Genomic DNA, 13,299 nt, shown 5'->3' on the forward strand with positions numbered 1-13,299 from the left:
ACGACGCCCGCCACGCCCGCCCTACAGCGTCGGCAGCAGCGTCGGCACCAGCACCGTCGCGACCTCCCCCGACCCGAGGTGCACCAGCGCCTTGCCCGGACTGACCTGTGTCGTGACCGCTGAGCGCGGCAGGCTCACGCCGACCAGGTCGCCGTCGAACCGGTCCTGCGGGCTGAGCAGAGCTCCCCTGCGGTACTTCTTGACGTCGACCTGCCAGCCGGAGAACCCGCCGGCGACCTCGGAGGCGTCACCGCCGAGGATCAGGCCGCGCTGGTTGTCGGCGGCCGAGCGCAGGTAGGCGCGCAGCCAGGTCTTGGCCGGGGCGTCGGTCACCTGCTCGCCGTCGTCCACCACCAGGACCACTGGCGTGCCGTCCGGGTCGAGGTGCGGCGCGAGGTCCTCCTGGGTGACCTCGGGATCCGTGAGGACGGCGCGCACGCCGTCCCGGCCCTCGAAGTCGCGCAGGATGCTCGGCCGCGGCGCCAGCACCACCACCTGGGTGCCACCACGCAGCAGGGACTCGGTCATGACCGCGAGCATCGTGGACCGGCCGGACCGGGACGGCCCGGCCACCAGGAAGGCGGGTGCGTCGTTAGCGAGGTCCATGCCGAACGCCGCCAGGTCGTCGCCGCCGACGCCGAGCAGCGCCCACAGCGGCCGGGCCCCTTCCCGCCCGACGTACTGGTAGGCGGCGTCCACGGTGATCGTCGACGGCAGGTCGTCCACGCGGAACGGGCCGGTTCCCGGTACGACGTCCTCCCGTTCCTGGATCCCGGCGGCGATCCGGCGGGCGGCGCTCGTCTGGGCGCGGCCCGCCGGGTCGTCCCCGAGGATCGCGACCTGGACCTCGAGCGCGCTGCCCGACCGGAAGGCCCTGCCGGGCGGGATCTCCTCCGGGAGCTTCTTGTGGTTGATGCCGGCCATGCCGTAGTCGAGCCGGTCGGTGAGGCGCAGCACGAGCGCGTCGTCGGTCAGCACGCTCATCCGGCTGGACAGCAGGGTGCGGTCACCGGAGATCAGCAGGTGGATGCCCGCGCTCGCGCCGTCGCGCAGCAGCTCCTGGACGATCTCGACCAGGGTGCCGTTGTCGGCCTCCCCGTAGCTGCTCATGAAGCTCTCCCAGCGGTCGATCAGCACCAGGACCCGCGCGAGACCCGTTCCTGGCTCCGCGAGCTCCCGCTGCTCGGTGACGCTGGCGAAGTTCCCGGCCGCGAGCACCTGCTGACGCCGGCCGAGCTCCGACTGGAGGCGCGTGAGCAGGCGGCTGACCCGTTCGGCCTGCCCGCGCTGCACGACGGCGCCCGTGTGCGGCAGCTCGTTCAGCACCGTCAGCGCCCCGTTGCCGCAGTCGATCGCGTACAGGTGCAGGTCGGCGACCGGCATGGCCGTCGCGGCGGCGAACGCCGTCGTGCGCAGCGTGGTGGAGCGTCCGCTGCCGGGTGCGCCGATCACGTAACGGTGGCCGAAGCCGTCCAGGTCGATCACGGCGGGTCCCTGCCGCTGGTCGGCCGGCGAGTCCTCCACCGCCCACGCGAACGCCGGCTCCCCGCCCGGTCCGGTGGCCGGCTGAGCCACGCCGGAGAGCGGGAGCAGGTCGGGGAGCGCCGGCAGCCACGGCCGCCGTGGGACGGGCCAGCCACCCACCTGGGCCGCCTCGCGCAGCGTGTCGACGAGCGCGGCCAGGTCGGTCTCGACGTCCTCGCGGCGCCGGGCCTTGGGGCGGCTGGGCGGTGGTGCGCCCAGGTCCGCCACCGGCACGCGCGCGATGAACGGCGGCTCCACCTGCCCGACGTCGGACAGGGACAGGCGCCGTCCACCCACCCGCGCGGACTGGAACGGGATCACCGACGCGTGCCCGAGCCGGGCGTAGGCCCTGCCGGGCTGCGACTTGGCGATCTCCGCGGCCTCCCCTGCGTCGATGACGTCTTTCGACTCGCCCTTGTCCGTCATCCGGAGGGCCACGCGCAGGTTGGTGTTGGCGCGGATCTCCGGGGAGACCACGCCGGAGGGGCGCTGGGTCGCGAGGATCAGGTGGATGCCGAGCGAGCGGCCGCGCTGCGCGATGTTGACCAGGCCGGCGACGAAGTCCGGCAGCTCGCGCGCCATCGAGGCGAACTCGTCGATCACGATCATCAGGCGCGGCAGCGTCGGCCCGACGTGCCCGCGGGCCTGCGCGTCGAGGTAGTCCTCCAGGTCCTTCGCGCCGGCGTCGGCGAGCACGTGCTCGCGGTAGGTGAGCTCGGCACGCAGCGAGTCGAGAGCACGCTCCACGAGGTGGGAGTCGAGGTCCGTCACCATCCCGACCGTGTGCGGAAGCTGCTCGCACTGGCTGAACGCGGCGCCGCCCTTGTAGTCGACGAGCACGAAGTTCATGGTCTCCGGCGTGTTCACGACCGCGAGCGACGCGACGACGGTCTGCAGGAACTCCGACTTGCCCGACCCCGTGGTGCCGCCGACCAGGGCGTGCGGCCCGTCGCGCACCAGGTCGAGCGTGAACGGCCCGTCCAGCGAGACGCCCACCACCGCGGCGGTGCTGCCCTTCGACACCCCGCGCCACCGGGCGACCATCTGCTCTGCGTCCACGTCCTCGATGCCGAGCACCTCGACGAGCCGGGCCGAGTCCGGGATCAGGCCCGCACCCTCGGTGGCGGTCACGTCGTGCACAGCGGCGACTGCGCGGGCGACGGGCTCGAACCAGTCGTCGCCCACCTCGTCGACCAGCACGGTCCGCAGGTCGTCGGCGTCCTGCCTGCGCAGCGTCATCCCGCCGTCGACCCGGGCGAGCGCGACGGCCGTGCACTCCTCCGGCAGGAGCTGCTCGTCGCCGTCCAGGCACACCACGCTCACGCCGACGCCGGGGCCGTCGCGCAGGATGGACACCACGCCGGGCAGCGCGCGCAGCCGGCGGGCGCCGTCGAGCACCACCACCACCTGCGGACCGGACATCACCGTGCCGCTCGACGCGTCCATCGCGGCGCGGCGTTGGGTGATCAGCGAGCTCAGCTCGGCCACGCGCGCCGACAGCGTCTCCGTGGTGGTCCCGACCAGGGCCACCGCCCCCTGTCCGAACGACGGGCGGGCGTGCGGCAGCCAGGCCGCCCATGCCCATTCCTGCACGTGCTCCGAGCTGGTCAGGACGTAGATCTGGACGTCGCGGGGGCTCTGCAGCACCCCGAGCTGGCCCACCATCCAGCGTGCCCGACGGCGCGGCCAGTCCCCCGGGCCCGCCAGCCCCACGACCCCCGCCTCGCGCAGCGGCACCGTGACCGGGACCGACCGGACGGTCGCCCGGGTCTTGCGGCGGTGCTCGGGCTCCGCGCTGTCCTCCACCTCGACGCGGCTGGTCGCGTCAGCGAGGCCCAGCCGGACGACCAGGTGGTCACCGTCGGTGCTGCGTCGCTCCCAGAGGCGGCGGGTCGGGGTGGTCGCGATGAGCCGCAGCTCGCCGGCGCCTGGGCTCGACAGCCGCCGCCGGTGCTGCTCCCGCCGCACGGCGTCGAGCACCTCCTCCTCGAGAGCGGCGCGCTCCTCGGCGTGCTCCTTCAGGCGGTCCTTGTGGGTGGTGACGCCGTTGCGCTTCTGCATCCACCAGTTCCCGAGGCCCATCAGCGGCGACGCCAGCGCGAACATCAGGTAGTAGGGGGACTGGAAGACGAAAGCCATGGTCACGCCCAGCACCGCTGGCATGGCCATCGCGAGCCACGGCAGCGGGTTGCGCATGGGCGGTGCCGGCTCGGCGGGCAGGCGGAAGTGTGTGGCGGGCATGGGCGGCAGCAGCCGTGGCGGCCGGTTGTAGTCCAGGTGGCCGGGCTGGGCGGCAGGACGCAGGTCGGCGTCGGGCCGCGTGGCGGGCTGGACCGTGAGGACGCAGCCGCCGATGCGGAGCTGCGTGCCAGTGGCCCAGGGTGCCTCGTCCTCGCCCAGCGGGTCCTCCAGCCGGTCCAGGTGGACCGGCCGCGCGGCGGACCGGGGGTCCGGCACACGCCGTACCCGCACCGCGCCGTCCAGCGCGACGACGACGGCGATGGTGGCCAGCCCGCCCTCGCGCGGCTCGTCCACCCGGACGCGGCCGTCCGGCCCCACCTGCACCGTGGACTCGCCGACCCCGAGGCGGACGACGGCGCCGGTGCCCGTCCCGCCCGTGACGCACAGGTCGACCGGGCCGCCCGTGACGCCGTTCGCCCGGACCGGGTCGGCGGCGAACGTGACGACGGCGCCGTCCCGGACGCCCGAGCCGGCCACGAGCACGTCGTCGCCCACGCCGGAGCGGGTGGGCACCGGCCGGCCGTCCAGGTATATCGTGCTGCCCCGGGGCGCGCCCACCTCGGCGGCGAGCCGCTCGGCCAGGTCCTCCGCCGTGGTGCGCTCGTCCAGGTCCAGCGACAGCAGTGCTTCACGCGAACCGTGCCGCGCGGTGATCAGGGCCTGCACGTCACTCGCCTCCTCGCCGTATTGCGGTCTGCTCGTCGTAGCGCACGTCGGGCAGGAACCCGCTGCGCAGCCAGCCGTCGTCGCCCGCGGTGAACCGCCAGCGCGCCGACGGGGCGGAGCCGAGCACGATCACCACCCACGTGAACTCCGGGCTGGCGAACCGGGCCGCGAGCATGTCCTGCTGGGCAGCGGACGGCGCCTGCGACAGGACCAGCACACCGCCCTCGCCGACCTCCAGCTCGGGGGTCACCTGCTCGATCCCCGCGAGGTGCTCCACCTGCTCCGGCTGGGGCAGACCGTTGCCGACCATGACCACCCGCGGGTCGTCCGACCACGGGTTGCCGGTCAGCTCCCCTAGCCACCGGCGCAGCACCTCGTGCCGCGCCCGCGTCGGCCCGTCCAGGCTGATCACGCCGTGTGCCGACGCGAAGTCCACCAGCACCCGGCCCGTCTCGCTCATGCCGACGTTGACCAGTCGGGCGAACCGCGCCGTCGAGCCGTCCGACGCCGTCCCCGACTGCAGCCTCGCCAGGGGCGCCGCCCAGCTCTGCCCGTCCTCGCTCACCGCCCACGGCTCCGGCGCCGGTGCAGCCGGGTTGGTCAGCCGCAGCCGCAGCGAGCTGCCCTCGATGAACACGCCGGTGATGCCGGGCAGCTCGAGCTCGTCCCGTTCGCACGCCGCCATCAGCACCCGGAGCGACCGGTCGACCGTCCAAGCGGCCGACGTGTCGGTGCGCAGCAGGCTGTCGTCGAACGGCTCCTGGCGCTTCCGGCGCCGGAGGAGCCAGACGGCCGGCCAGACCAGCGCCGCGAGTACGAGGCCCGCGCCGACGGCGTACCAGGCCGGGCCGATCGGGCCGACGCCGGTTGCCTCGTCGATGCCCGCCACCTCGACCGTCGGCTCGGCCGACGGCGACGGAGAGGCCGACGGCTCCTGCGACTTCTTCTCGAACCCCGGCAGCGGGGCGAACTTCAGCTCCTCGCCCGACGCGTCCTTTGGCATCTTGAGGACCCACCCGGCCGTCAGCGTCCGCGGGTCGGTCATGAACTTGCCGTCGGGCTGCCGGTGACCCTCGGTGAGCTCGGCGATCTCCGGCCACCGGTCGCGGTCATCGAGGAACCGCTCGGCGATGTCGTTGAGCTTCTCGACCGTGCCGTCGGGCTCCTTGCCGACCACGTAGTAGAGGACCGAACCCGGCGGGCCGGTGCGCTCCGGCACCGGGGAGGCCGACTCCGACGGCGCCGGCGTGGATGCGGCAGGCGCCGACGGCTCGGCCTTCGGCTCGGACGACTTCGGCCGCGGATCCGCAGCGGGCTTCTTGGAGGGGGTCGGCTCGGGCTCCGCCTTCTTCGGCGCGGGATCGCCGTAGACCCGCATCTCCCAGATCGAGTTGCCCGCCGTGCCGACCCGAGCCGTCGAGTACATGCGCACGAACCGGCCGGTGGCATCGATGGTGATCACGTCCGTGCCGCCGTCGGCGGCGTCCGTCGACCACTGCGGCGCCCAGATCTCGCCGTCGGCCGACACCTCGATGGAGTACGCCGTCGAGTGGGACACCTCCCACACGATCTCGACGCGGCGGACCACGGTGGACCGCCCCAGGTCGACGCGCAGCCACTGCGGGTCGCTGAATCCGCTGGACCAGCGGGTCCGTGGGTTCCCGTCCACCGCCTGGCGGGCGGGGAAGTCGGCCTTCTCGAGCGACGACGACACGGCGGGCCTGCCCTGCGAGAGCAGCACGGGCTCCGGTACGGAGGCCGTGAGCACGCTGGTCGAAGGCACGCTGGTCGAAGGCACGGTGTGAGAAGGCCCGAGGGCCGCGCCGGGCAGCACGGGGACGAGCAACGTCGCCAGGGCCATGGTCACCAGGGCCCGCAGCACCCTGACCCCGCGCACGTCACTCACCGGCACGCCGCACCGCGGCCTGCTCGGTGTAGCGCACGTCCGGCAGGAAACCGCTGCGCAGCCAGCCGTCCTCGGTGGCCGTGATGCGCCATTTCGCCGACAAGGACTCGCCCAGCACGATCACCACCCAGCCGAAGCCCGGCGTGGCGAACCGCGCGGCGAGCAGGTCCTGCTGCAGCACCGACGGCGCCTGCGACAGCACGAGGACGCCGCCGCCCACGGCGTCCAGCTCCGGGATCACCTGCTCGATCGCGGACAGGTGCTCCGCCAGCTCGGGCTGCGGGAGGCCGTTTCCGACCATGACCACCCGGGGATCGTTCGACCAGGGATTCCCGGTCAGCTCGCCCAGCCAGCGGCGCAGCACCTCGTGCCGCGCACGGGTGGGCCCGTCCAGGCTGATCACGCCGCGGGCCGACGCGAAGTCGACGAGCACCCGGCCCGTCTCGCCCACGCCGATCGTGACCAGGCGCGCGAACCGTGCCGTCGAGCCCTCCGACGCCGGGGCCGACTGCAGCTTCGCCAGCGGCGCGGACCAGCTCTGCCCGTCCTCGTTCGCCACCCACGGTGCCGGGGCCGGGGAGACCGGGCTCCCGAGCCGGAGCCGCATGGCCCCGCCCTCGATGAACACGCCGGTGACCGCCGGCAGGTCCTGGCCGTCCCGCTCGCACGCCGCGAGCAGCACCCGCAGCGCCCGGTCCACCATCCATGCCGCCGACGTGTCGGTGCGCAGCAGGCTGTCGTCGAACGGCTGCTCCCGGCCCGCCTGACGACGGCGCACCAGGAGCAGCCCGCCGAGCGCGGCGGTGCCCAGCAGCACCGCGGCGCCGACGGCGATCGGGACGGGCGCCAGCCAGGACGGTCCGGCGGCGGCACCCGCGTCGTCAGCCCCGGTGTCCGACGCCGCCTCTTCCGATCCCGCAGCGCCCGACGCCGGAGTGCTCGCCCCGGCGACCGGGCTCGGCCCCGGCAGCGGCCCACGCTGCAGACCCTTACCCTCGGCGTCCGGCGGAAGCTCGAGCGCCCAGCCGACCTCCACGACCTCCGGGTCGGTGAGCACACCGCCGTCGGGCTGGGTGCGACCCTCGTTGAGCTCGAAGATCTCCGGGTGCCGCTCGCCGTCGCCGAGGAACCGTTCGGCGATCAGGTACAGGTACTCGGTCTCGCCCTCCGGCGTCCGGCCCACCACGTAGTAGGGCACCGCGGCCGCGTCGTCCGACGGCGCGGCGCCGCTCACCGGTGCGCTCGCCCCTGGCACGCCCTCCGCCGGGCCCTCCGGCAGCACCCCGACGACGATGCCCTCGCCCTCGGCGTCGGCGGGCAGCTGCATGATCCAGCCCGGCAGCACGGCCGCTGGATCGGTCAGGGCGTTGCCGTCCGGCTGGACGCGCCCCTCGTTGAGCTCGAAGATCTCCATGAACCGGTTGCCGTCGCCCAGGAACCGCTGCGCGATCTCGAACAGGAACTCGTGCTCGCCGTTCGGCTTGGTCTGCATCACGTAGTACTTGACCTTCTCGCCGGTCGTGTCGGCGGCCGCCGGTCCGGCGGCCGCGACCACCAGGGCCGCTGCCGACGTCGTGGACAGGATCGCCACCGCGAGGGCTGCGGCGACGCGATGGACGTGATGCACGTTGACTCCGTCTTCAGATGTGTCGGTACGTCAGGTGGTGGTACGCGGGACAGACGGAGGGCTCACGCGGAGCCGGGGACCTTCCGCTCCGGCAGGTTCGCGATCTCCGTCCCTGCGCCGGCCCAGCGGAACGTGCCCATCACCGCATCGAAGAAGAAGACCAGCGCCTCGGCGAGCCGCTCGGTCTCGTGGCTGTTCCAGACCGTGCTGAAGGACAGGGCCAGCCAGTCGCCGTCGGCGTCGTCCCGCGAGACCACGTACAGCACCTGGCGGGTGGAGACCACCGGCCAGTCGCCGTCCTGCTGGACCTCGTGCGAGGTGGCGAGGACGCGGACGCCCGGCCTGCCGTCGATCTCGACGAGGTCGCTCTCCTCGTACCCGTCGGCGAGGATGCTGGTCGCGACCACCACCGGGTCGCTGCCCGCGTCGCTGACGAACTCCAGCTCGGTGATGGACGCGGGGACTACCGTCCCGTTCATCGGCTCCGTCGGGAGGTAGACCGCGCCGCTGCCCGCGTCGCGAGCACTCGCGAGGGTCTTGTGCAGCTGGTCGCGCAACATGTGCCGGTGCGGTTCGGCCTTGTCCCTGGGCAGATCGTCCGGCAGCGCCCTGGCCACCACCTGCTCGATCGCCTCGTCGAGCTCGCGCGCCCGCCCCTCCCCCGTCGGGAACCGCGCCCATCCGGGCGGCAGCAGCATGACCCAGCTGTCGGTCGGCTTCCCGACGGCGGGCGTGGCGCCCGGCGAACCGTTCCGTGCTCCGCTCATCGCGCGCTCCTGGTGATCTGCACGGTCGGCAGGAGCTGGTCGAGCAGCTCCACCATCGCCGCGACGAGGAACAGGTCGACCGTGCGCCACACCAGCACGGTGTCGACGACGGCGTCGGGGTGCTCGGTGCGCCGGCCGACGGCGACGCTCATCCAGCCGGTCCCAGCCTCGTCGACGTCGAGGCGGACCACGCGCACGCCGTCGCCGTCCGGCAGGTCGAGGTGCTCGACGTTCGGTGGCGTGGCCGGGTTGCCGCCAGTCGCTCCCAGTGCGGCCATGAGGCCGCCGTCCGGATCCGCCGGGTCACTCAGCCCCACGGCGACCAGCACCGGGACGGGACCGTTGCCCAGCACGCCGACGGCGGCGACCACGCGGTTCCCCGCCGGTGCCATGCCGTCGGCGAAGGCACGGAGGTTCGCCACCGAGTCGACGGCAAGCTGGTCCAGCTCCGCAAGCGCGGTGTCGTCCAGCTCCGCCGTCTCGCCGGGCACGGGTTCGAGCGACTCGCGCACCGCCGCCGCGGCCTCCTGCTCCCAGGCGGTGACGGCGTCGGGCGGCTCGGTCTCGGTGCTCGGGACCACGAGCCAGCCCGCCGGCGGGTCCACCCGCCAGGTCCAGGCGGAGGCGTCGAAGCCGGCGGAGGTGTCGTTGCTCTGCATCGTCATAGTCCCAGCTGGTCCGAGTACAGGCCGGCGTAGTCCGCGTCGCGCCAGCCGTAGAGGCTCCACCGCGGGTCGGCCGGGTTGAAGTTCGAGGGGTTGAGCAGGCTGAACGGCCGCATGGCCCAGGAGAACGTGTACGAGACGGGCCCGATGTACATCCAGGGCTTGATCGCGAAGCCGCCGACGCCGAGCTGGCTGAGGGCGGCACTGAGCTTCTGCACGTCCTTGATGTCGCTCAGGCCGATGAGGCGGTCCCAGCGGTAGCTGCCGCCCCACGGCCACGCCGTCTTGACGCGGCCGACGTCGTTCTTGAACCACGCGCTCAGCTTGCTGAAGTCGCCCCTGATCCACGCGTTCGGCTTGCCGATCTGCCACCAGCCCGGCGACACGCTGGTCTTGCCTGCGAAGTCCTGCCAGCCGCGCAGCCTGGTGGTCATCGGTCCGATCCGGAAGCTCAGGTTCGCGATGCTCCGGGCAAGGTCCGGTGTCGCACCGATCCTGAGCAGGCTGCGCAACCATTCCCGCTGCCGGAACAGGTTCTGGAGCTGCCGGTGCTGGTTGGCGAAGGACCCCGCGCCCCTGCCCAGCAGGCCGGCCTGGACGCCCTTGAGCCCACCGGCCATCTTCGCCGCCACCCCGATCAGGCCCAGGCTGAGCACGCCGATGATCACGCTCAGCCAGCTTCCCTCGCCCTGGACGGCCAGGATGAAGCTGGCGGCGACCGAGACCACGGTGGCGACCACACTCAGCAAGGTAAGAATGCCCAGACCGGGTATGAGGATGCTGAGCACGGCGAGCGCCATCCCGATGTACATCAGGATCTCGACGAGCTTCTTGAGGAACTTGTTCAGCTGATGCAGGAACGCTTCCCAGTCGCTGTGGGTCAGCCCGTCGTCGCCCCAGTTCTCCCGGATCTTGCGCGCTGCGGCGTCGGCGGCCGTGTCGAACGTGGTCATGGCGGCGACGGCCCTGGCCTTCGCGGCCTCGAGGTCCTCCTTGGCCGCCGCGATGTTGCCGGAGCGCTTCTCGGAGGCCCGCCGGTCCTCGTCGGTCAGTGGCGGGTCGCCCTCTGGCCGGTCGGCGTTCACCGGGTCGGGCATGCCCTCTGCGGCGCTCTGGGCGCCCGCGGCGTCCTGGGCGTCCTTGAGGGCGAGGCCGGTCTCGGAGCGTGCGGTCTCCAGCGCCGGCTGGTACGTACGCAGCGCGTCGCGGACGTCGGCGTACCGGCCGGCCGCCTTGTTCAGCGCGTCCGCGCTCTCTCGCGACCGCTTGCGCATCGCGTCGGCGGACACGCCCTTGAGCAGGGTCTCGTCGCCGTCACCGATCTTCTTGAGCAGCTTCGCCTGGGTCTCCATCGCCAGGGCGATGTCCTCGTAGTGCTTGATCACCACGTCCAGGCCGGAAGCCTCCGCCGGGACGGGGTCCGTGTCATAGCCAAGCAGATGCCAGTCCCCGCCCCGGACAGCACTCATCGGTCCTCTTCCTCGTCTTGTCCTACCCGCTATTGCTCGTCGAAGGACTTCGCCAGGTCGACCTCGAGGCCGTTCCACTGCTCGGACGCCTGCTTCATCTTCTTCTGCAGGTCCGAGAGGTTGGTGGTCAGCTTCTCCCGCCTGACCCACCAGTCATCGACGAAGTCGTTCATGGCGCTTCTCACCGTGTCGTGGCCCCATACGGCGCCGTCGTCCCAGAGCTTGCCCATGTTCTTGAACTCGTCCACGATCGCCGCGAGCTGCTTTTCAGCGTCGTCCAGGGCGATCGAGGTGACGACGAGGTCCGCCACCGGGCTACTTGTTCAGCGCGTTGGCGAGTTCCTCGTCCGTCTTGCGGAGCGCCTCGGCTGCCTGCTTGAGGTACTCGCCGATGCCCGTGAGCCCCTCGAGGACCTGCTTGCCACCCTTGTCGAGCTCCTGGTAGGACTCGTCGAACCGCTTGGACGACTTGTCCGTCACGTAGCCGTCGGCCACCAGGTTGCTCACCATCGAACGCAGCTGGTCCAGCTTGCTCCGCATGTCGTCCGACTCCTGCTTGATCCGCTGAGCAGCGTCTTCCATCTCCTGGAAAGTCACCTTGATGTTGGACATGGTGGAACCCTTCGTTCGCGTGTGTGGACTCGTGCCCTGCGGTGCTCCGCAATCGTCACCAATCGGACCAACCGGGCGGCCAATCGGGCGTGAACACCGAACCAACGGCACGCGACGCACCGACGACGGGCCCCGGGCTTTACCCAGGACCCGCCGTGACGATGCGCAAATGTGCCCCTCACCTGGGGCTTTGTCGAGAGATTCGGGACGCGCCGCTCAGCAGTGAGCCAGGAACGGGCGGTCCCTGAACCGCCGGTCGAGGAAGACGATCACGCCCGGCGCACCCGTCACCATCGTCGAGACGTGCTCACCGATGTGCCACTCCCACTGCACGTCCGCACCCGCCGAGCAGTACTCGTTGCGCAGGGTCCGGGCCTGCCCGGGCGCGACGATCTCGTCGAGCGTCCCGTGGAAGAGGCGGATCGGCACGTCCGGCGGGTTCTCCCCGAGCCGGTTCTCGGCGAGGCGCGCCTGCCAGTCCGGGGAGCGCAGCGGATTCGTCGTCGTGAACATCCCGAGGTTCTGGTACGCGTGCGTGAGCGTCGTGTCGACGCAGGCGTCCTGCTCGCGCTCGTACGTCTCTCGCCCGCGCTCGTTGAGGTAGGTCTCGAGGTCCAGCTCGGGGTAGGCGGCATCGAGCCCGTAGGCGGCCAGCAGCAGGAAGCCGAACCCGACCTGCCCGTCGAGACCCTCCGCCACCTCGGTGAGGTCGGCGGGCACGCCGCCCGCCGCGACGCCAACCAGGTCGAGCTCCGGCGCGTAGCCCGGCTGGAGCTCACCCGCCCACATCGCCGCCCCGCCGCCCTGCGAGTAGCCGGAGAACGCCACCTTGCCGCCGGCCTCCAGGCCGGTGGCGGGCAGGTTCGTGGCGGCCCGCACCATGTCGATGACGGCCCGCCCCTCCGACTGGCCGACGACATAGGTGTGCATGCCCGGTGTACCGAGACCCTCGTAGTCGGTCACCACCACCGCCCAGCCGGCCAGCAGCATCGGCTCGATGAAGGGCCGCTCGTAGTCCAGCCAGCGGGACGGCGCACAGGTGTCGCCGACGCCGCGCGTCCCGCTCGCCACCGACACGATCGGCCGAGGGCCCTCGCCCCGCCAGGGCGTGGTCGGCACGAGCACGCGGCCGGTGACGGGGATGTCCTGGCCGGTCGCGTTGGTCGAGTGGTACATCAGCAGGTAGTTGCGGGCACTGAGCTCCGGGGGCTCCTCGCGCCAGCGCACCACCTCGCCGTCCCGGCCGTCCGGCAGCGGGGCCGGCGGGGTGTAGAAGCCGTCGTCGGCGGTCGAGGCAGGGTCGGGGACGTCGGGGACATCGGGGACGTCCGCTGTTCGCGGGGCGGTGACGGGTGCGGCGGTGGGCGCACCGGCAGGCGCAGCGGCGGCAGGCGCAGCGGCCACAGCCGGCAGCACGACCACCGCGAGCGCCGTGACGACGGCGGTCCAACGCCCTGCTGCCCGACGTCGGCCGCGTGGCGTGGCCAGGAACAAGGCGCGCGAATCGGTCTCGAGCGGCATCGGATCTCCTCGTTGAGGTCCACCGGCGCTCGGTCCTGAGCGCCGGGGTCCGCATGCGGACCGCTACTGACTGTAACCCCAATAGTGTTCCGGCAGAAGCGCACAGCGCCTTCCAGCCCATCAGGACAGAGATGACCAGGCCTGCGGCTCACCCCAGCCCGCTGACGTGGGCCGGTTGCCCAGCCACAGAGATGACTTCGGTCGGGGGGGGGGGGGGTTGGGGGGGGGGGGGGTGAGGGGGGGGGCGGGCGTCGGGGTGAGGGGCGGGGGCCGCCAGCGCCACGCGCACACGGACCGCGGG

Annotated in this window: 9 protein-coding genes; all 9 read right to left on the reverse strand. The window is 72.6% G+C overall.

Annotated elements, in window-relative coordinates; translation table 11 throughout:
- Positions 1 to 21: 21 nt before the first annotated feature.
- Positions 22 to 4,431: an FtsK/SpoIIIE domain-containing protein gene (locus AB0F40_RS22725; protein ID WP_357473042.1), complete on the reverse strand. Its 4,410-nt coding sequence runs from the start codon at positions 4,429 to 4,431 to the stop codon at positions 22 to 24.
- A gap of 1 nt (position 4,432) precedes the next feature.
- The gene (locus tag AB0F40_RS22730) at positions 4,433 to 6,337 is read right to left on the reverse strand and encodes a discoidin domain-containing protein (protein WP_357473045.1); all 1,905 of its coding nucleotides are present in this window, start codon (positions 6,335 to 6,337) and stop codon (positions 4,433 to 4,435) included.
- The gene (locus AB0F40_RS22735) at positions 6,330 to 7,964 is read right to left on the reverse strand and encodes a hypothetical protein (RefSeq protein WP_357473047.1); all 1,635 of its coding nucleotides are present in this window, start codon (positions 7,962 to 7,964) and stop codon (positions 6,330 to 6,332) included. Before AB0F40_RS22735 ends, AB0F40_RS22730 begins: the two co-directional genes overlap by 8 nt.
- A 62-nt stretch (positions 7,965 to 8,026) precedes the next feature.
- A complete protein-coding gene (locus tag AB0F40_RS22740; protein ID WP_357473050.1) occupies positions 8,027 to 8,731 on the reverse strand; it encodes a hypothetical protein in 705 nt (234 codons plus the stop codon).
- On the reverse strand, positions 8,728 to 9,390 hold the full coding sequence (locus AB0F40_RS22745; RefSeq protein ID WP_357473053.1) for a hypothetical protein: 663 nt from the start codon (positions 9,388 to 9,390) through the stop codon (positions 8,728 to 8,730). Before AB0F40_RS22745 ends, AB0F40_RS22740 begins: the two co-directional genes overlap by 4 nt.
- 2 nt (positions 9,391 to 9,392) lie before the next feature.
- Positions 9,393 to 10,865: a hypothetical protein gene (locus AB0F40_RS22750; RefSeq protein WP_357473056.1), complete on the reverse strand. Its 1,473-nt coding sequence runs from the start codon at positions 10,863 to 10,865 to the stop codon at positions 9,393 to 9,395.
- A 29-nt stretch (positions 10,866 to 10,894) separates the two neighbouring features.
- Entirely contained in the window at positions 10,895 to 11,176 is a 282-nt protein-coding gene (locus tag AB0F40_RS22755) for a hypothetical protein (protein WP_357473058.1), read from the reverse strand.
- 4 nt (positions 11,177 to 11,180) lie between these two features.
- Positions 11,181 to 11,477: a WXG100 family type VII secretion target gene (locus AB0F40_RS22760; protein ID WP_357473061.1), complete on the reverse strand. Its 297-nt coding sequence runs from the start codon at positions 11,475 to 11,477 to the stop codon at positions 11,181 to 11,183.
- A gap of 216 nt (positions 11,478 to 11,693) precedes the next feature.
- Positions 11,694 to 12,998, reverse strand: a complete 1,305-nt coding sequence (locus tag AB0F40_RS22765) for a lipase family protein (RefSeq protein WP_357473063.1) — start codon at positions 12,996 to 12,998, stop codon at positions 11,694 to 11,696.
- Between the last annotated feature and the right edge of the window lie 301 nt (positions 12,999 to 13,299).

Origin of the sequence: Promicromonospora sp. NPDC023987 (assembly GCF_040639055.1) — a bacterium.
GTDB lineage: Bacteria > Actinomycetota > Actinomycetes > Actinomycetales > Cellulomonadaceae > Promicromonospora.